The following is a 20,262-nucleotide window of genomic DNA, read 5'->3' on the forward strand; positions in this document are numbered from 1 at the left end:
AATAGTTATCCGGCAACAATGCACCGCTCGCCCTGCAGCAGTTCAATACAATTCTCGTAATTATCAGGCATTTGAATTTGTTCAACCTCTTTCATATAACTCTGCTTAATCTCTTTACGGCGGCGGGCTTCAATAAAACGCCTTACCTGCTCCCGGTTTTCCAAAACCAGGCCAGGCACTTTGGCTGGCTTGTTAAAATCATCTTTAGCTACCATAGTAAAATAGCTGGTGTTAGTATGTTTTACCGAATGGTTTTTGATATTTTCAGATATTACCCGGATCCCTACCACCAGCGAAGTATTGCCTACATAGTTTACCGATGCCATGAGCGATACCAGTTCCCCTACTTCCACGGGCTGCAAAAAATCCACAGTGTCGATAGATGCTGTTACACAATAATTACCGGCATGCTTGGCCGCGCATACGTATGCTACTTTGTCCATAAGCGAAAGCAAGATCCCTCCATGGATCTTTCCGCCAAAATTAGAATATGAAGGGATCATCAGTTCGGTAATGGTGGCCTGCGAAAATGCCACGCTTTTATAGCCGTCTGTATCGGGTAAGGGATTCATAATATATGATAATATAGTATAAGGTTAAGCACTAAAATACAATATATGCAACATTAGTATTACATAGGGTTAAATCGTTAAACCTTCGTTAAACTTTAATGGTCAATAACCTAAATTGACCCTAAACTATGAAAAAACACTTACTGCTCGCGTTTATCGGTATTCTTTTTTTATCAACTGCCTATGCCCAGCAAGCCCGCGAAGTGCGCGGTACGGTAGTTGACAGCGTGGGCGCCGTACCCGGAATTACCGTAAAACTGATATCCGATAAAGACAGCGCAGTGGTAGCAACCAGCACTGCCGGGGCATTTTATTTCCCAGCCGTTGCCTCCAAAAACTTTAAACTCACCATCAGCGGTATCGGTTACCAGCCCTTTACCCGCCGTTACGTAATGGACAATGATACCAAACCCATTAACCTCGACCCCATCAAAGTAAAGGTGCAAACCAATATGCTGAACACAGTAGTTGTTTCGGCAGTGATCCCTATCACGATTAAGGAGGATACCGTAGAATATAAGGCCAGCGCCTATAAAGTACGGGAAGGATCGCCGGTGGAAGACCTGCTCAAAAAGCTGCCCGGCGTAAGCGTTGATAAAGATGGCAATGTAACCGCGCATGGCAAACAGGTTACTAAGGTGCGGGTTAATGGTAAGGATTATTTTACCGGCGATGTGCAAACCGCCACCCAGAACCTGCCTGCCGATATTGTGGAAAACATACAGGTGATTGACGATTACGGCGACCAGGCCAACCTTACCGGCATCAAAACCGGCGACCCGGACAAGATCCTGAACATCACCATACAAAAGGGAAAAAGCAAAGGTAATTTTGGCCAGGGCAGCGTTGGCGTTGGTAATGACGACCGGTACCAGGCCCGTCTTTCGGCCAATTCATTTTATGATGCAAGGCAGCTGGCGGTTATCGGCACATGGAATAACAATAACACCAATAGTTTCAACCTTGGCAGCAGCGGTGGCGGTGGCGGTCGGGCTGGGCGTGGAGGTGGCAGCAGCGCAGGCGGGGTGAGTACCGCCAATGGTATTACTACCAACCGCTCCATAGGTACCAATTACCGCGATGACTGGGGCAAAAAAGTTACGGTATATGGCAGTTATAGCTTTGCCGATAAAGACAGGGATATCAACAGCACAACCCTGCAGCAAAATCTTTATCAATCGGGCAATATCATCAATATGGACAACAGCACTAACCATAACCATGGTATCAACCACCGTTTTGATTTCAATATCGAGTACAAAATAGATACATCTAACTATATCAAAATAAACCCGGGCTTTTCATATGCCACCGCCGAAAACATGAGTACCGATACCTTCAGCAATACCCGTAACCAAAGTTTAGTTACAGGTAATGAGCTGGCCCTCACCAATAACTCATCACAAACAGGCAGCCTTAACGTGCTTTATAACCACAGGTTCCACAAAAAAGGACGAAATTTCAGCGTCAATGCCAATGTAAGCTATTCTAAAAACGACCAGGAACTGAACGATAAATACACCACCCGGCAGGATACCGTGGTAACGCCATTGTTTCAGCAGATCAACTCTGATAATCAATCGCAAAGGGTAAGCCTGCATTTTTCATATATCGAACCTGTTGGCAAAACAACTTACCTGGAAAGTAATTACAGTTATAATTATTCAAACACCGATAATAACCGCTACAACTACCGGGTTGATCCTGCAACAGGCAATCAAACCTACGTTGATTCATTGAGTACGTTGTATAACTACCAGTTCATCACCAACCGCATCGGGTTAAACCTTCGCGGGATACAACCTAAATATAATTATACGCTGGGCCTGGCTGTTCAGCCTTCAAAACTTGACGGGGAATCGCACAATTTTCATACCTCCACATCTACCTTTAATATTATCCCTACGGCAAGGTTTATCTATAACTTTTCAAAAAACCATTCCTTCTCGTTTAATTATAGCGGCTCCAATGCACAGCCTTCATTTAGTCAGCTGCAGCTTCAGCCCGATTATTCAAACCCTCAAAACAGGGTTTATGGCAACCCTGACCTGAAACCTGAATTTACCAACAGCTTTAATGTGCGTTATAACCAGTTTGATATTGCCAGCGGCAATTCATTGTTCGCCAGTTTATCATTTGCCGAAACCCAGGATAAAATAGTTACCAATTCGGCCCCTGTTACCGATAGCACCCAAAGCACAAAAGGCAACAATACCATACAGGCAACCCGCTATATTAACACCAACGGTTTTTATAATGTAAACGGCAACTATTCCTTTTCAAAACCATTCGCCGAACGCAAGTACACCGTATCCTTAAACGGCGGCGCAAGCTACAACAACAACATTTCATATATTGAAAATCAGCGCAATGAGGGTAAAAACTGGGTGCTTAACCAGGGTGTTAAGCTTAGGGTTGACCTTGACAGCATTATGGATAGCGAGATCAGCGCTAATTACAGCATTAATACTACCCGTTACAGCCTGCCATCCTCATTAAATACCGATGCCCAAACCTGGACATTAGGGCTCGACGGCCGTAATTACTTTTTTTACAGTTGGGTGCTCGGTTACAGCTTAACTCAAACCATCAATCATGGTTTCAGCAGTACCGTAAAAGCGAACCCTACCCTGCTGAGCAGCTATCTGGAATACCAGTTTTTAAACAAGCATATAGCCTCGCTCCGGTTCCAGGCTTTTGATATTTTTGACGAGAACAAAGGCATAACCCGTACAGCAGTAGGTAACCAAATCATTGATACACGCACCAACCGACTGGGCAGGTATTTTATGCTCAGTTTTACCATCCGGCTTCAAAAATTTACCGGCAGCCGTCCGCAGGGCGGGCGTAACGGCGGCGGTAAGGGCTTTGGTGGCTTTGGCGGCGGTCGTCGTGGTGGCAGGGGATAATTTGTATCCTGCTTTTTTTGAAAAACGTTAAGCGCTGTTATATATTTACAACAATCTATATCCCTGCATTGAGAAAACTTATTTTAACCTTTATATCGATATTATATATCGGCAGCACCTTTGCACAAACCAAGGATGCTGCCGCCGCAAAAGCTGCCCCGAAAACCGTTATAGTAAAACGCCGCCTCACCGATTCGGTAGTTGAGCGGTTTAATGTGCTTAAAACGAACAGAGGCATAAGGCAGGGGCTATACCAGGCCCTGTATCAAAAAAACTATGCCCTGGCCAGTGGTTATTACGATAATGATAAGCGAACCGGCGTATGGCATTTTTTTGACAACCGCGGGCACCTGGTACAAAATTTCGACTACAGGACCAACCAGATCACCTATGAGGCCCCTGAAGACAGCACGTCAAACCTGCAGTATTTTGTTGATGTAAAACTTAATGATACAGCTAAAACAACCAAACCACTTAAAGTAGGCGGCAGATTTTTTGGCTACCTCCCCTATCTGAACCTCTTTAAACTTCCGCCCGAGTTAATGAACCTTAATCCTAACGTATCGTTTGGTGCGGTAGAGTTGCTTATTAGTCCGTTGGGGAGGCTTGCTTCATTCAAGGTACATGTATACAGCGGCTCGTTCAAGAAAACATTCAATATGAGCATTGACGTACCCGACCCTGCCGATAAGATCTTTGTACCGGCTACCGTAAACGGCGAAGGTGTAAGCTGCCGGGTGCTGATCAAATGTGCATTCAGAAACGACGGGGGGCTGGAGTTCTATTAAGCAAGCAAGCTCCCTCTAAATCTCCGCCGGAAGGAGAAACTTTAATAGCAACAAAATAAAAAAGGTTCATTTTGCATCATCCAAAATGAACCTTTTTATTTAAAGCCTCTCCCTTTAGGGAGGGGTGGGTGGGGCTTAGTGAGCGTGATGACCATCCGGGCCGTGTGCGTGGCCGTGTGATAATTCTTCGGGAGTTGCAGGGCGTACGTTAAGGATATTGCCTTTAAAGTGCAATTCCTGACCGGCCATCGGGTGGTTAAGATCAACAATAACGGCATCTTCGGCAATTGAAACTACCATAGCCTGGAAACGGTGGCCCTGGTTATCCTGTAAAGGCAAAATGCTGCCAATTTCAGGGATTTCAGTGCCCTGAAACATTTCTTTTGGCAGGTTGGCTACTGCTTCTTCATCATATACGCCGTAAGCATCTTCGGGAGATAAGCGAAACTCGTAAGTATCACCGGTTGAAAGTGTGCTCAGGTTATCTTCAAATTTAGGCAGCATCTGGCCTGCACCAAATAAAAAGGTTAACGGTTGTTCCTGGGTGGTACTTTCTACCAAAGTTTCGGTACCTGTGTTTTCGCGGTCTACGTACAAATCGTAGGTTAATGATACTACGTGCTGAGGTGCAATCTTCATTGTAAATTGTTTTTAGTTGTAAAATCTGGCTTCAACCTCTTTTATGGCATCGGCCGGGTTATGAGCAGGTAATCCGCAGGTTTTATCTTTACAAATGAAAATTTGCGTTGATGCACCAAACTTATCCTGCAGCAAAGGTAAACTTCCTGTATTACCGCCCAACATAATTTTATTGGGGATGTAATTATTTTCCATTTCCTTTCTGAAAGTTTCCGCTCCGGCTCCTGTTATCGCAATTTCGTTTATTCCAAACACCTCATCCAGCAAAAGCATCGTCCAGTTTGAATAGGCCGAACCATATTTTGCCAGCTGCGGCATTACATTGCGTAATAACTGTGCCGAAACCTCAATGTAACTTTCGTTATCAAAAAGCAAGCCTAACTTTTTAAGCACCCGTGCCATAACCGAATTGGAGGCAGGGATCACCCCATCCATAATTTCAGATTTGCGGGCGATCAGTTGCTCATCATCATCGGCAGTGAAAAAGAAAATACCCTTCGCTTCATCATAATAGTGGGCTATAGCTGTATCGGCAAGACTTTTGGCCTGCTGCAACCATCGCTCATTAAAGGTAACCTCATATAAGGCAATGAGCCCATCAATGATATTGGCATAATCATCTAAAAATGCTACAGGCTTATCCGGTGACGATGTGGCGCTGTAAACCCGTGAGAGCCTGCCATTTTGGCCAAGCAGGTTATTTAAAATAAACCCGGCATTGTTCAGTGCAAGCTCAAGGTACTCCAGCTTATTAAACGTGCGGTAAGCATCGCTCAGGCCTTTCAGCATAAGGCCATTCCAGGATGCCAGGATCTTGTTATCCAATCCCGGGCGTACGCGTACACCGCGGGCTTCAAAAACTTTTTGACGGGATGCCGCTATTTTAGCAAGCAATTCATGAGCAGGCAACCCTAATTTCGCAGCCAGGTCTTCATCGCTGTCCTTTCGGAACAATACGTTCGATTCCTCCTCTTCCCAGTTGCCATCCTCAGTAATATTATAGTAGATACAGAACAAACCGGCTTCATCGCCTAAAATCTCTTCAATCTCATCCTTGGTAAAAATATAGAACTTGCCTTCCTTTCCTTCACTATCCGCGTCAAGCGCCGAATAAAAGCCATACTCAGGCGACATCAGCTCACGGGTGCTGAAAGTAATGATTTCATCAACTACCTGTTTGTACAATTCATCCGGATGCCAGGTGTAAGCTTCGGCATACAGGCTAATGAGCTGGGCATTATCATACAGCATTTTTTCAAAATGTGGTACATGCCAGCGACCATCAACCGAATAGCGTGCAAATCCACCGCCGACATGATCATAAATCCCCCCGAAAGCCATTTTATGCAAAGTAAGTTTCACTTGCCCCGCTACTTCATCATCTTTCATTAAATAGCCATAGCGCATTAAAGCCTGCCAGTTATTTGGCATCGGGAATTTGGGCGCGTTACCGGTCCCCCCCTCCTGCTTATCAAAATATCGTTTCCAATTGTTTACGATGGCTTGCAGATCATCTTTTGTATGCTCGGCCTGTGCCACTACAAATTCTATCGACTCATATTTTTGAATGCCCTCGGTAAGGCGAACGGCATAGTCTTCGGCCTCTTCGGGTTTCTGCTTGTAGAAATCGGCCAGGTTAAAGAGCAGCGATGTCCAATCGTTTTTACGGAAATAGGTACCACCGTAAATAGGCCTTTGATCGGGCAGGCAAATACAATTAAGCGGCCAGCCACCACGGCCACTCATGAGCTGTACAGCGCTCATATAAATCTGGTCAACATCGGGGCGTTCTTCCCTATCTACCTTAATACAAACAAAATATTCGTTCATTACGGCAGCTACGGCTTCATCTTCAAAGCTTTCGTGCTCCATAACATGGCACCAGTGGCAGGCCGAGTAGCCGATGCTTACCAGGATAAGCTTATTTTCGACTTTGGCTTTATCAAGGGCTTCTTTGCCCCAGGGGTACCAGTTTACCGGGTTATTGGCATGTTGTAATAAATAGGGCGATGTGGAATTAGCCAGGCGATTCATATAGCTGTGTGTTTGCTGCAAAAATGCAGATATAATTGCACCTGTAGGTTAAATGGAATTTATTTAGAAAAGTTTTAACCTCACCCTGCCCTCTCCAAAGGAGAGGGTGTAAAAACTTTGATACTTCACCACTGATTTCAAAGTCCTCTCCTTTGGAGAGAATTTAGGTGAGGTTAAAAATCACTTATCCAACCCTTTCGACATCTAAAAATTATCAAACTCACAAATTATTTCCCTTTATTTGCCCCCTTGTTATCAAAAATTTAAGATGAACTGTTTAAAACTGAATTATTTATTATGCGCCGTAGCGCTAATGCCGTTAACGCGACCGGCATCGGCCCAAACTACCGACACCACAAAATACAATCACCAGGACCTTTTTGGCCCAATTACATGGCCCGTTACCAGTGGCGGTACACGCTCGGCTGCAGGCAAGCCCTCACCAAATTATTGGCAAAACCGCGCTGATTACCAGATCAAAGCTTCCCTTAATGAAGGTAAGGATACTACCATAACCGGCGAAGTAACCATTAACTATACCAACAACAGCCCTGATAAGTTGGATTATCTGTGGCTGCAACTGGATCAAAATCTGTTTAAACCGGATTCGCGCGGAGCGGCGGTAACGCCATACACCGGCGACAGGTTTGACGTTCGTGGATTTAGTCGCGGTGGTTATCATATCGCTTCTGTTGAGATTACCTATAAAGGCGAAACCTACAAGGTTGATCCTATCATTACCGATGCACGGATGCAATTACGCCTTAATGCCCCAATGGATGGCAAAGGCGAAAAAATAGAGATCAAGGTTAATTATGATTTTGCAATCCCATTTTATGGCGCCGACCGTATGGGCCGCAAAAAATTTAAACAGGGCTATGTTTACGAAATTGCCCAATGGTACCCACGCATGTGCGTTTATGACGATGTAGAAGGCTGGAACACCCTGCCCTACATGGGACTGGGCGAGTTTTATTGCGAATACGGCGATTTTGATTATTATATCACTGCTCCTGCCAACAAAATAGTAGTTGGCTCGGGCGATTTGCAAAATCCGGAAGAAGTACTTACCCCGGCACAACAAAAAAGGCTGGCAGAAGCCCGCAACAGCGATAAAACGGTAACTATTATTAGTGCAGGTGAAGTTGGCAAAGGCTCAACCCGCCCGTTTAAAGGTACGCTTACCTGGCACTTTAAAATGCAGAATACCCGCGATATCGCCTGGGGTGCTTCTGACGCTTTTATCTGGGACGCGGCAAGGGTTAATTTCCCGTCGGGCCGCAAGGGTATTGCCATGTCGGCCTACCCGGTTGAAAGTTCTGGCAATGACGGCTGGGGCCGCTCAACCGAATACCTGAAAAATAGCATGGAGATCTATTCAAACCTATATTTTGAATATCCATGGAATTCGGCAGTTAACGTATCGGGAGTGGCATTAGGCATGGAATATCCGGGCGCTATCTTCTGCCTCAGCAACCTGAAAAAAGGACAGCTTTGGGGTGATGTTACCCACGAGATAGGCCATAACTGGTTCCCGATGATAGTTGGCTCAAATGAGCGCAAATACATGTGGCAGGACGAAGGTTTTAACACCTTTATTAATGAGTACGCTACCGAACATTTTAATAAAGGCGAATATGTTGAGAAAAGTGGCTCGGCGCAAAATGTACTGGCCGGCTACCGCAACAGCAAAGACCCGCTCATGACCGCTCCTGAAGCCATAGGGCTCAATGATTACGGTCAGTATTATACCAAAACCGCGTTAGGTTTGGATATATTGCGCAACGTAGTGCTTGGCCCCGAGCGCTTTGATTATGCTTTCCGCGAATATGTTAAAAACTGGGCGTTTAAGCACCCGCTTCCGTACGATCTTTTCAGGGCCATGAATGATGCCACAGGCGAGGATTTGAACTGGTTTTGGAAATCATGGTTCTTCACCACCTGGAAGCTTGACCAGGCCATTACTTCGGTAAGCTATATCAAAGGTAACCCGGCCGAAGGTGCGCTGATCACACTTAACAATAACGAAAAAATGGCTATGCCTGTTGATCTTAAAATTGTTCAGGCCAACGGCAAAACCGAAACTATTCACCTGCCGGTAAACATCTGGCAGCGCGATGGGGTTTGGAAATTTAAATACCCCTCAACATCCGCTATCAAAAGCATGGAAATAGACCCTGACCGTCAACTACCTGACGTTGACCTTAAAAACAACGTTTACAGGGGAGAGTAGTTTTGATTTCGGAATTTGGATTTTCGATTTCGGATTTTTGTGAAGAGATTAGAGATTAGAGATTAGAGATTAGAGATTAGAGGGAACTTCAAAAAGCGATGGGCGTTTGGGCTCATCGCTTTTTTTGACGCTTCTGTTTGCTTACAGTGAGTTGTTTTTATCGCGGCCAGTATAAAATTATACAACTTTTACAAAACCATAAAATACCCTTAAAAAAACATTATATCTACCTATTAATAAGCAATATACCTATTAATACAGCCCCATATCAATTTCAATTAAACACTGGAAATATTTTTAATTATAAAACATTTTGTTTATTTTTAATATTAAAAGTTAATAGCAAATTACTATTAGCATGTTACCTATGGCAAGAAATATACTCATAATTGAAGATGACGCCGAAATTTTACGGGTACTTGAAACAGTACTCACTTTTCATGATTTTGAGGTTACCGGTCTTGACCGTACTGATGATATTATTGGTGCTGTAAAAGCGTACAACCCTGATCTTGTATTAACCGACTATATGCTGCCCGGCCTCAACGGCGGCCGCATTTGCCAGCTTATTAAAGGCAACGAAGATACCCGGCACATCCCGGTGATCCTGATTTCGGCCTACCATGAACAGGCAATTGCCCTGGTTAATTTTGGATATGATGCCTTTGTACCCAAGCCTTTTGATATAAATAAGCTGGTAAAAACCATTAACAGGTTTTTGAATTAGAAAAGCTAAGCAAATCTTAATATAAATGGATTGGCTTATTGAGCACTCCGACACCTTTATTTTCTGTTGCAGCTTCCCATTGCTTGGCTGGATACAAAAAAGGATTGTTAGTAAAAAAGAAATAATCTTCATTCTCTTTACTTCATTAATATTTTTACTGCCTGCACTAACAGGCTATCGTTATCTCAATGAATTCATTTATCCGATATTAATTTGGACTTTACTGTCATCAATCTATGCGATAATTATAAAAGAAAAAAACAAATCAGGTGCATTGACAATCAAGCTTTCTGCCTTAACGCTTGTTCTGGCTATACTTCTTACCGTTCCATTTATATTGGGGGCAGGCCAAATTACTGTTGATCAGGAATGGGAGATAAAAGGATATAAAGTAAAACACGTAATAGACCAGGGATTTGCAGGTCGCGCTGCAATTCGATATGAACTTTATCAATATGGTACAATCCCAATATTTATCAAAATGGTCGATTCAAAAATGGATAACGATACAACAGGCAACTGCACTGTCAAATTTGGTTATAAAAACATCAGTTTTAATAAATGCAACGCCTATGATAAATGAAATCGAACTGATTCGTTCATATACCAATACCAAACTTGTAAAATAGTTACTTATGAACTTTCAAAACATCTCTCACCTCCATCAACGCAAATCCTAATAAATTCAATCCTCTCCATGTATCCGGATGTTGCGCTTTAGGATTCTCACCTCCCAAACCAATACCCCAAATAGTATCCCGCGGACTGGCTTCTACTAAAACGCGGTCGCCTGTCGCTACGAGATAATCGGCAAAACGTTGGTTCTGGCTAAATTTGTGAATGTTACCCTGTTTAACTATCTCAAACCGTTCGGTCTTCCATAATTGGTCATCAAAATTCTTCACCTCCCGACCAAGATCTTTGGCTTCTCCCGCCTTAACAGCGTTGATGATTCGCTCGTGTATTTCAAAATCATTGAATAACCAAGCTTTTTTGGCCATCATCCAATGCTCTGCTGTGCGGTAAGTTATTCCGTCAACTTCAAAAGGCAACTCGTACCATTGGCTAAAACAAAATTTCCCTACCTGTTCACCGGCTTTTGGCGTGTGTCCCCAAAAGAAAAGATATTTAACCGGTTTCTCTTGTTCAAACTCCTGACTGAGCCATTGTTTATCATAGTGCTGTAGCATGTGTTAAAGCTATAAAAATTTTGTTTAACGGTATTAAAGACCGTCCACCATGCGATACAATCGCGAAACCATGTTAAGCACTCATCACAGATGAGCGCAAGGGTAAAATGATGTAAAAAAAAAAAAGAAATCCCAAATCTAAAACCCGTCTTTAAAAAAATCAACGCAATCATCTTCGTCAATAGTCAAAATCGGTGGAATCAAAAAACAATCGGTGTAACCCCAGAAACAAAAATCAATCTGCGTAATCCCAACAAAAAATCCAATTCCGAAATCTCAAATTCGATATCCGAAATTTTTCCCCCTTTCGCCCCAAAACCTTAATTTCGCTGGCTCATAGCAAAGAGGAAAAGATTTTGGATTACTTACAGGGATTAAACCCCGAACAAAGGGCAGCGGTTGAACAAACCGAGGGGCCGGTGATGATTATTGCCGGTGCAGGATCGGGCAAAACACGGGTTATTACCTATCGCGTGGCGCATTTGATACGCAAGGGTGTTGATTCATTTAACATACTGGTGTTAACCTTTACCAACAAGGCCGCCCGAGAAATGCGCGAGCGTATTACCCACGTTGTTGGTACCGAAGCTAAAAATATATGGATGGGAACCTTCCACTCGGTGTTTGCCAAGATTTTGAGGGTTGAGGCCGAAAAAATCGGTTATCCAAGCAACTTTACCATTTACGATACCGACGATAGCAAGAGCGTTTTAAGGGCCATTTTAAAAGAGATGAACCTTGATGATAAGCTGTACAATGTAAACTTTGTACTTAACCGCATCTCGGCATCAAAAAATAACCTGATCTCGTGGCAGGAATATAACAAGAACGAGCAGATCCAGGCCGACGACTTTTCGAGCGGCCGCGGGCAAATGGGTAAGATCTATGAGATGTATGCCACCCGCTGCTACCGCGCCGGTGCCATGGATTTTGACGATCTGCTGTACAAAACCAACGAGCTCCTGAAACTGCACCCCGATGTGCTCAACAAATACCAGCACAAGTTTAAATACCTTATGGTTGATGAGTATCAGGATACCAACTTTTCGCAGTACCTGATTGTTAAAAAGCTTGCCGCTGTTAACGAAAACCTGTGCGTAGTAGGTGATGACGCTCAAAGTATCTATGCTTTCCGCGGTGCCAACATTCAAAACATCTTAAACTTTGAGAAGGATTACCCGGACCTGAAGGTGTTTAAGCTGGAGCAAAACTATCGTTCAACTCAAAACATTGTGAATGTGGCCAACAGCATCATCCGCAATAATAAAGACCAGCTTAAGAAGAACGTATTCTCCGAAAAAGAATCGGGCGATAAGATCAAGGTGATGCGGGCCTTCAGTGATAACGAGGAAGGTAAAATAGTAGCCGAAGCCATTATGCAAGACCGGAGCTCAAACGGGCTTAAATGGTCGGCTTTTGCTATCCTTTACCGCACCAATGCACAGTCGCGTTCTATGGAGGAGGCTTTACGCAAACTGGGCATCCCATATAAAATATATGGTGGTCTGTCGTTTTATCAGCGTAAGGAAATTAAGGACCTGATAGCTTATTTCAGGCTCACCTTTAACCCTAATGATGAAGAAGCTTTAAAGCGCGTTATCAATTACCCTAAACGTGGCATTGGCGATACCTCGGTTGATAAGATCATTGTAGCTGCCGATCAGCATGGTATAACGCCCTGGGAAGTTATTGTTGAGCCGGGCAAATACCTCGAGGGTAAAATATCGGGGGCAGTATCCACTTTTGCTACCATGATCCAAAGCTTCCAGGTGCTGACCAAAACCAAGTCTGCCTATGAGTCGGCTTTATATATCGCGCAGCATTCGGGCTTATTAAAGGACCTTTATGAAGATAAATCGGTAGAGGGGCTTAACCGTTACGAAAATATCCAGGAGCTTTTAAACGGGATCAAGGAGTTTTCAGAGCGGGAGGATATTGAAGAAAAAGGCCTCGATGTTTTCATGCAGGATGTGGCATTGTTAACTAACGATGATAATGACAAAAACAAAGATGCCGATACGGTATCGCTCATGACCATCCACTCGTCAAAAGGGCTTGAGTTTCCGCAGGTTTATGTTGTAGGACTGGAAGAAAACCTCTTTCCTTCGCAGATGTCGCTTAACTCACGCAGCGACCTTGAAGAAGAGCGCCGCCTGTTTTATGTAGCCGTTACCCGTGCCGAAAGCAAGCTCCATATCAGTTACGCCACCTCGCGTTTTAAGTTTGGAACACTGATTAATTGCGAGCCAAGCCGCTTTTTGGACGAAATTGATGCAAAATATCTCGAGCTCGACTACACCGCAAAACCTGCTTCGGGCAATAATCCATTTTTTGATGATGAGCGTAAAGCATGGAGCAGAGATAAGCAGCCCGACACATTTTCGCGACCAAAACCGGCAGCTGCAGCACCGGTAAAAACCACTTCGATACTGGCCAAGGCGCATGTACCTTCGGCCAATTTCAAACCTTCTGATACATCCGGTTTACAAGTGGGTATGGAGGTTGAACACGAACGTTTTGGCTTTGGCAAAGTACTCGCTCTTGAGGGTAATAAGCCCGATATAAAAGCCACAATCTTCTTTAAGGAAATTGGCCAAAAGCAGTTGCTATTAAAATTTGCGAAACTTTACATAGTTCAGTAAACATAAACCAAGAGTTAAAATCCCTACTTTGAGGAAATGATTCCCCACCCCCCGCCACAGTCCATCATTAAATCGCCTTAATAACACTAATTTAAAGGTAATTTAATGATGGCATACCATTTGGATTGCATAAGTATCCCCTTTCCCTAATTAATATTAATTGATATGAGCGATACTATTAAAAAGCAAACAAACAAATCCGTTGGTAAAAACATCCGGGTATTACGCCATCAGCATGGATGGAGCCAGGAAGATGTGGCTAACCGTTTGGGCATCTCTATTCCTGCGTTTTCAAAAATTGAAACTGGAGTAACTGATATAAACCTGTCGCGTCTTGAACAAATTGCCAATATTTTTGATGTAAACGTTGTGAACATACTGGCCCTCGATGCTGAAGAAACTGATATGAAACCGTCGAGTTTAAGTCTTGCACAAAAAAAACTGATAGATCGCGAATCAGAAATCGCCAATTTACAGCGTAAGGTAATATTACTTTATGAAGAGCTGCGTAATAAGGCCGGTGTAGCTATCTAAAGGTGTGCAGTAAACATTACAATTTACCGATAGTGTACATTGTTTGCGTCGCATCAGTGTCCTGCCCTACTTACTACATTGCATAGTAGTTAACAATATTTAGCAAAAGGAAATTTGAATAAAAAAGCTTCCCAATGTATTAGCTAATTTATCCGTAATGAGCGTTTTATAGCCATTTTGGAGTAATAATTGTGGCATGCAGGTTACTAAAGCAAACTGTATGTCAAATTATCTTATTTCCATATCAAAAAACGAAACCTCGAGCGACGGTATCATCCATGATCCTAAAAGTAAGCTAAAAGTTAAGGCGTTTGATTTGCTGCGGGCACGTTTTAAACCAAGCCAAGGCGAAGTAAGGTTTTTTGTAACTGCCGGCGATGAGACAACATTGGCTTTTGAAACACAGGGCTATAATAAACACAGACAGCTGCTGGTTTTGCAAATGATATCGTGGTATTGTATTTACCTTGGGCTTATAGAAGCACAGATCCACTCCAGCCTGCCTGTACACTTTAGTTAAACCTGGAGGAGAACCGGACGCAGCTAAACTCTTGGAGGGTTATGTAGCATGTCGCTCATTTCGATGATCTTTTCATCAATTTCGGATACGCATTTATCCATCATATCCAAACATTCGGCCTGGTCAACCAAGCCTTCTTTTTCAAGGTTGATCAAACCGCGTAACGTAGCTATAGGCCCCCTTATTTGATGCGACAGGTATGACGAATGCTCAGAAAGCTTTTTATTTTTTAACTGCAGATCCTTGGTACGTTCATCAATGATCTCTTCAAGATGATGATTGATCCTATCAAGGTTATCTTTTTGCCGGGATACCTCACCGTTTAGCAATGTAAGCTGTGCATTGGTTTTGGCTTTACGTTTTACATTGCTGATCAGCAAACCAATTACTACAAGCATCAAACCGGCAACTACCGTTACTGCCCAAAATTTCGACCGGTCGTAAGCCTGCCGCTCTGCAATTCTTTCGTTTTCTTTCAGTTGCTCTTCCTGCCGGCGTTTGGCTTCAACCAGGTTCATTTGAGCCGATACGTTGGTTTTATAGGTAACACTATCCTGGGTATATATTTCCCGTAATAAATTTACCGCGCGGGCGAAATTCTTTTTGTTATATTCCAGTTCGTAAGTAGTGTATTTATAATCGTAGTCAAGCTTAGGGTCCTTTACTAACTGGGTGTAAGCAGTCCCCTCCTGCACCATCTTTTCCGCATTTTTAAAATCGCCTTTTGTCATGTAAAGCGCTGCCAGCGTAAGGTCAACGCTGGCTACCGACTCGTTCAGGTCACGTGCTTTTGCGCCGGCATTAGCCTCCAGCAGTAAACCCAGGGCCTTATCGTAATCCTTAAGTTTAAAATAAATAACACCACGGTTTTGCAAACATTGGATCAGGTTTACCGAGTCCCTCAGTTTTTGAAATATGGGAAAGCTTTTATCATAAAACTTAAGCGCCATATACAGGTTATTTTTTCGCGTGTAAACGTTACCTATATTTAAATACAATGAGCCTACCAATTTGGTATCATTTATTTTTTGTGCTATCTCCAGCGATCGGTTAAGATAGGTAAGGGAGCGTTCGTAGTCGTGGTCACGGAACAGGATCCCGATATTATTATAAACCTTGGCTTCGCCCCTCAGGTTATTGTTGCGGGTAAAATATGAAAGGGAGTTCAGATAGTTTTCAATAGCCTTTTCAGGCTGATCAAGGTAGTATTTACCAATACCTATAACACGGTAAGCTTCTGCAATACCATTAATATAATTGAGTTTGACAGATAGCTTCAGCGCCCTGGTGGCATCTTCAACGGTTTGCTCCGGATTTGTAAGCCTATTTGAATAAGCGCTGGTGTTCAGGCTTATTACCTCATTAGTATCTTTCGCAGCAACATCAATTATATCATTCGCGTATACCGACAGCGATAATAAAAAGAATAATATAAATGTGCCGATTTTTTTCATTGAAACACTTTTACGTTCTGTTGGGGTGAAAGTTATAAAATAATGCTGAATTATATTTAATGTTAAGAATAAAAAACATTGTTGAAAATTATTTTCATATGTTTTTTACTCCTATTAAAAACATATCTATATTTGCATTGTTAAATATCTGAAAAACAATATATTAAATACAAAAACACCCTATTCAATATCACTTCAAATAAATTACAGGCAATTACAAATAATATTGCAACATATATCCTGAGATTAACAATATAATTATAGTTTGTATATCAAATAAATGAAATAATGTGAAAATCGTGCAATAAATTGTATACCATACCGGTAATTAATCCAGATGATATTACATTTAAAATTAGTAATTTAACGCCATAATTAACAGTATAAAAATACGAAACAGAGAATCTTATTTAAAATTTTAGAAAAACAGAGTTTTTAAAAAACAGAGAGTAAAATCAGACTTTTAGAATATTTGTGATAAGCTTTATATAAGCTTGACGGATTTTAATAAATATTATATATCGTATTAATTTAAAAAATAGAATATTAAATACAATAATTAATCAATATGAAAAAAACAGTGTTTTTTGTACTCTTTACCATAGGCGCCGGAGTGCTCTCATCGTCATCAGTTTTGTCATCATCGGCAAAAAAAGACGTACAGCCAACAGCTGTCAATTTCAACAAAACGCCGGCAGGTTTTAAACGCGACCTGGGAAGCGCCGACTGAAATTCAATTAAATCATACAGGAAGTTCCACATCGATAATATAACACGATCATGAAAAAGATAATCACCATCGCTTTAGCAATTCTGTTCACCGGGGCCATTTCATCCTGCAAAAAGGAAAGACCAAAAGCTGAGTTTGCTAACCTTCACTTATTCGCAACCGGTTACAAAAGAGACCTGGGAAGTGCTGACTGATTTATCCATTCAAGATCAATAAAACATAAAACAACATGAAAAAATTCATCCTCATAGCAACAGTAGCCCTTAGCGCAGGTGCATTATCATCAGCTACAAACAAAAATGAAAACAAAACCAAAATGGTGATTGCACCAGTAAACTCGCTGACAACCGGTTTTAAAAGAGACTTAGGCAGCGCCGACTAAAAAACAAACAATAACGAACGAGAGATTTAATAAACAAAAAATATTTACGTACCCCCACATTAAAAACATCATGAAAAATTTAACACTAATAGCAACTTTAGCATTAAGCACCATATTATCGACCGCCACATTTGCAAATGCCGCTAACGGACCTCAACCAAAACGTGACTTAGGTTCTGCTGATGCTCGTGGCCCTCAACCAAAAAGAGATCTTGGTTCCGCTGATTTTGCCCGTGGTCCTCAGCCAAAACGTGATTTAGGTTCTGCTGATTTTGCCCGCGGTCCTCAACCAAAACGTGACTTAGGTTCTGCTGATGCTCGTGGCCCTCAACCAAAAAGAGATCTTGGTTCCGCTGATTTTGCCCGTGGTCCTCAGCCAAAACGTGATTTAGGTTCTGCTGATTTTGCCCGCGGTCCTCAGCCAAAACGTGACTTAGGTTCTGCTGATTTTGCCCGTGGCCCTCAACCAAAAAGAGATTTAGGTTCCGCTGATTTCGCCCGTGGTCCTCAACCAAAAAGAGATTTAGGTTCTGCTGATTTCGCCTTCGGTCCTCAGCCAAAACGCGACTTAGGTTCTGCTGATTTCGCCTTCGGTCCTCAGCCAAAACGCGACTTAGGTTCTGCTGATTTCGCCTTCGGTCCTCAGCCAAAACGTGATCTTGGTTCTGCTGATTTTGCCTTCGGCCCTCAACCAAAACGCGACTTAGGTTCTGCTGATTTCGCCTTCGGTCCTCAGCCAAAACGCGATTTAGGTTCTGCTGATTTCGCCTTCGGTCCTCAGCCAAAACGCGACTTAGGTTCTGCTGACTTCGCTATGTCTGGCCCTGGTCCAAAAAGAGATTTAGGTTCTGCTGATTTTGCTATGTCTGGTCCCGGTCCAAAAAGAGATTTAGGCTCCGCTGATTTCGCTATGTCTGGTCCTGGTCCAAAAAGAGATTTAGGTTCTGCTGATTTTGCTATGTCTGGCCCTGGTCCAAAAAGAGATTTAGGCTCTGCTGATTTTGCTATGTCTGGTCCTGGTCCAAAAAGAGATTTAGGCTCTGCTGACTTCGCTATGTCTGGCCCTGGTCCAAAAAGAGATTTAGGTTCTGCTGACTTCGCTATGTCTGGCCCTGGTCCAAAAAGAGATTTAGGCTCTGCTGATTTTATGGCATAATCCACAACTCTTCCATTATAAAATCATATGTTATAAACTAAAATTTGAATAGTTAACAACATGAAAAAATTCATCATTGCAGCAGCGGTTTTAATAGCTACAGGCCTTACCGCTGTATCATTAACTCATAAAGCGCCTAAACAAGAAGCTAAAATAAAAGTCGAGAAAGTTGAGTTTGCCACTAAGACTGCAAATACACCAAAATCAGATCTGGGTTCGGCAGATTGATAATCAATTAGGGAATTATTGAATTGGTGAATTACGGTTTTCGCGATTAATTTTATTCACCAATAAACTAATGAACGAGTGAACCGATGAACTAACTATATTTGCTGCAAACAATAATATTATGCAGCACATAAAGCAATATGTTGAGCAAAACAAACAGCGTTTACTTGATGAGTTATTTGACCTGTTACGTTTGGCATCGGTTAGTGCCGATCCAAAATACAAACCCGAAGTATTAAAAACTGCCGACTATGTGGCAGCAAAGCTCCGCGATGCCGGAGCCGATAATGTTGAAATATGCCAAACCGCCGGCTACCCTATTGTATACGGCGAAAAGATCATAGATGCTTCCAAACCTACCGTATTGGTTTATGGGCACTACGACGTACAACCGCCAGATCCGTTGGAACTGTGGAAAACACCGCCATTCGAACCAACTGTTCGTGATGGAAAGATATATGCCCGCGGCGCCTGCGATGACAAAGGACAGTTTTACATGCATGTAAAAGCCTTTGAGCTGATGATGCAAACCGGTACCCTGCCATGCAATATTAAGTTTATGATTGAAGGGGAAGAAGAAGTAGGTTCATCCAACTTGGGCATCTTTGTGAAAGCCAACAAGGAAAAGTTGAAAGCCGATGTGGTGCTGATCTCCGATACATCGATGATCAGCATGGAGCACCCTTCACTTGAAACCGGCTTACGTGGCCTCTCCTACCTTGAAGTAGAAGTAACCGGCCCAAACCGCGACCTGCATTCGGGTGTTTACGGCGGCGCCGTAGCTAACCCTATCACCATACTGGCCCAAATGATTGCCAGCCTGCATGATGAAAACAATCATATCACCATTCCCGGTTTTTATAATGATGTAGTACCTTTGAGCGAAGCAGAACGCAAGGCCCTTAACAGCGCGCCTTATGATGAAGCCGGGTACAAACAAGACCTTGATGTAGCCGAGCTTTGGGGCGAAAAGGGCTACAGTACTTTTGAGCGTACCGGCACCCGTCCTACCCTTGAGCTAAACGGCATTTGGGGCGGCTATATAGGCGAAGGCGCCAAAACGGTGTTACCTTCAAAAGCCAATGCCAAAATCTCTATGCGTTTAGTGCCCAACCAAACGTCAGATGCTATAACCAAACTGTTTACCGACCATTTTTTAAGTATTGCACCTCCCTATGTTAAGGTTAAGGTAACTCCACATCATGGCGGCGAACCTGCTGTAACTCCAACCGACAGTGTGGCTTACCGTGCTGCTCAAAAAGCCATTGCCGAATCATTTGGCAAAGAGCCCATCCCTACCCGTGGCGGCGGCAGTATCCCAATTGTTGCTTTGTTTGAAGCCGAGCTTGGTTTAAAAACTGTATTGATGGGTTTCGGGCTTGATAGCGATGCTCTGCACTCGCCTAATGAGAAATATGATATTTACAATTATTATAAAGGCATAGAAACCATTCCGTTGTTTCACAAATACTTTGCGGAGTTATCAAACTAATGTCATGAAGCTTTAATTTGCGCGATAACGAC

General features: G+C 42.9%; 19 protein-coding genes. 14 read left to right on the forward strand and 5 right to left on the reverse strand.

Annotation, left to right across the window (positions count from 1 at the left end):
- Window positions 1-5 precede the first annotated feature (5 nt).
- A complete protein-coding gene (locus DIU38_RS13925; RefSeq protein ID WP_112657952.1) occupies window positions 6-572 on the reverse strand; it encodes an acyl-CoA thioesterase in 567 nt (188 codons plus the stop codon).
- Between the two features lie 128 nt (window positions 573-700).
- Here DIU38_RS13925 and DIU38_RS13930 point away from each other — a divergent pair, with 128 nt between their 5' ends.
- On the forward strand, window positions 701-3,481 hold the full coding sequence (locus tag DIU38_RS13930; RefSeq protein WP_112657950.1) for a TonB-dependent receptor: 2,781 nt from the start codon (window positions 701-703) through the stop codon (window positions 3,479-3,481).
- Window positions 3,482-3,549: 68 nt separating this feature from the next.
- Window positions 3,550-4,269 (forward strand): toxin-antitoxin system YwqK family antitoxin, encoded by a 720-nt coding sequence (locus DIU38_RS13935; RefSeq protein WP_146750322.1) that lies wholly within the window; start codon window positions 3,550-3,552, stop codon window positions 4,267-4,269.
- Between the two features lie 135 nt (window positions 4,270-4,404).
- On the opposite strand, the gene DIU38_RS13940 is transcribed toward DIU38_RS13935, so the two are convergent.
- Both DIU38_RS13940 and DIU38_RS13945 read right to left on the reverse strand, forming a co-directional pair.
- Window positions 4,405-4,908: an FKBP-type peptidyl-prolyl cis-trans isomerase gene (locus tag DIU38_RS13940; RefSeq protein WP_112657946.1), complete on the reverse strand. Its 504-nt coding sequence runs from the start codon at window positions 4,906-4,908 to the stop codon at window positions 4,405-4,407.
- Window positions 4,909-4,920: 12 nt separating this feature from the next.
- Window positions 4,921-6,942 (reverse strand): thioredoxin domain-containing protein, encoded by a 2,022-nt coding sequence (locus DIU38_RS13945; RefSeq protein ID WP_112657944.1) that lies wholly within the window; start codon window positions 6,940-6,942, stop codon window positions 4,921-4,923.
- Between the two features lie 268 nt (window positions 6,943-7,210).
- On the opposite strand from DIU38_RS13945, the gene DIU38_RS13950 reads away from it, so the two are divergent.
- The 3 genes from DIU38_RS13950 (at window position 7,211) to DIU38_RS13960 (ending at window position 10,485) form a co-directional block, all read left to right on the forward strand.
- The gene (locus tag DIU38_RS13950; protein WP_112657942.1) at window positions 7,211-9,175 is read left to right on the forward strand and encodes a M1 family metallopeptidase; all 1,965 of its coding nucleotides are present in this window, start codon (window positions 7,211-7,213) and stop codon (window positions 9,173-9,175) included.
- A 367-nt stretch (window positions 9,176-9,542) separates the two neighbouring features.
- Window positions 9,543-9,902 carry a response regulator gene (locus tag DIU38_RS13955; RefSeq protein WP_167516173.1) on the forward strand — a complete coding sequence of 120 codons (360 nt, stop codon included), beginning with the start codon at window positions 9,543-9,545 and terminating at the stop codon, window positions 9,900-9,902.
- 25 nt (window positions 9,903-9,927) lie between these two features.
- Window positions 9,928-10,485: a hypothetical protein gene (locus tag DIU38_RS13960; RefSeq protein ID WP_112657940.1), complete on the forward strand. Its 558-nt coding sequence runs from the start codon at window positions 9,928-9,930 to the stop codon at window positions 10,483-10,485.
- A gap of 46 nt (window positions 10,486-10,531) precedes the next feature.
- On the opposite strand, the gene DIU38_RS13965 is transcribed toward DIU38_RS13960, so the two are convergent.
- Entirely contained in the window at window positions 10,532-11,092 is a 561-nt protein-coding gene (locus tag DIU38_RS13965) for an NADAR family protein (RefSeq protein ID WP_112657938.1), read from the reverse strand.
- A gap of 356 nt (window positions 11,093-11,448) precedes the next feature.
- Between DIU38_RS13965 and DIU38_RS13970 the strand changes: the two genes are divergently transcribed.
- The 3 genes from DIU38_RS13970 to DIU38_RS13980 all read left to right on the forward strand — a co-directional run bounded on the left by DIU38_RS13970 (window position 11,449) and on the right by DIU38_RS13980 (window position 14,788).
- On the forward strand, window positions 11,449-13,734 hold the full coding sequence (locus DIU38_RS13970; RefSeq protein ID WP_112657936.1) for an ATP-dependent helicase: 2,286 nt from the start codon (window positions 11,449-11,451) through the stop codon (window positions 13,732-13,734).
- Between the two features lie 165 nt (window positions 13,735-13,899).
- Complete coding sequence (locus DIU38_RS13975) at window positions 13,900-14,268, forward strand: helix-turn-helix domain-containing protein (protein ID WP_091175464.1); 369 nt, start codon at window positions 13,900-13,902, stop codon at window positions 14,266-14,268.
- Window positions 14,269-14,488: 220 nt separating this feature from the next.
- Window positions 14,489-14,788: a hypothetical protein gene (locus DIU38_RS13980; protein WP_129571954.1), complete on the forward strand. Its 300-nt coding sequence runs from the start codon at window positions 14,489-14,491 to the stop codon at window positions 14,786-14,788.
- A 23-nt stretch (window positions 14,789-14,811) separates the two neighbouring features.
- Here DIU38_RS13980 and DIU38_RS13985 read toward each other — a convergent pair whose 3' ends face one another.
- Window positions 14,812-16,242, reverse strand: coding sequence for a tetratricopeptide repeat protein (locus DIU38_RS13985; protein ID WP_112657932.1), 1,431 nt, complete (start codon window positions 16,240-16,242; stop codon window positions 14,812-14,814).
- Between the two features lie 568 nt (window positions 16,243-16,810).
- On the opposite strand from DIU38_RS13985, the gene DIU38_RS33040 reads away from it, so the two are divergent.
- The 6 genes from DIU38_RS33040 to DIU38_RS13995 all read left to right on the forward strand — a co-directional run bounded on the left by DIU38_RS33040 (window position 16,811) and on the right by DIU38_RS13995 (window position 20,230).
- Window positions 16,811-16,972, forward strand: a complete 162-nt coding sequence (locus DIU38_RS33040; protein ID WP_167516174.1) for a hypothetical protein — start codon at window positions 16,811-16,813, stop codon at window positions 16,970-16,972.
- A gap of 50 nt (window positions 16,973-17,022) precedes the next feature.
- Entirely contained in the window at window positions 17,023-17,166 is a 144-nt protein-coding gene (locus tag DIU38_RS33045; RefSeq protein ID WP_167516175.1) for a hypothetical protein, read from the forward strand.
- A 35-nt stretch (window positions 17,167-17,201) separates the two neighbouring features.
- Window positions 17,202-17,354, forward strand: a complete 153-nt coding sequence (locus DIU38_RS33050; protein ID WP_167516176.1) for a hypothetical protein — start codon at window positions 17,202-17,204, stop codon at window positions 17,352-17,354.
- 70 nt (window positions 17,355-17,424) lie between these two features.
- Window positions 17,425-18,510: a hypothetical protein gene (locus DIU38_RS33055; RefSeq protein WP_167516177.1), complete on the forward strand. Its 1,086-nt coding sequence runs from the start codon at window positions 17,425-17,427 to the stop codon at window positions 18,508-18,510.
- Window positions 18,511-18,570: 60 nt separating this feature from the next.
- The gene (locus DIU38_RS33060) at window positions 18,571-18,738 is read left to right on the forward strand and encodes a hypothetical protein (RefSeq protein ID WP_167516178.1); all 168 of its coding nucleotides are present in this window, start codon (window positions 18,571-18,573) and stop codon (window positions 18,736-18,738) included.
- Between the two features lie 121 nt (window positions 18,739-18,859).
- Window positions 18,860-20,230: a dipeptidase gene (locus DIU38_RS13995; protein WP_112652020.1), complete on the forward strand. Its 1,371-nt coding sequence runs from the start codon at window positions 18,860-18,862 to the stop codon at window positions 20,228-20,230.
- The last annotated feature ends 32 nt before the right edge of the window (window positions 20,231-20,262 follow it).

This window comes from Mucilaginibacter metallidurans (assembly GCF_003286435.2).
GTDB classification, from domain to species: domain Bacteria; phylum Bacteroidota; class Bacteroidia; order Sphingobacteriales; family Sphingobacteriaceae; genus Mucilaginibacter; species Mucilaginibacter gossypii.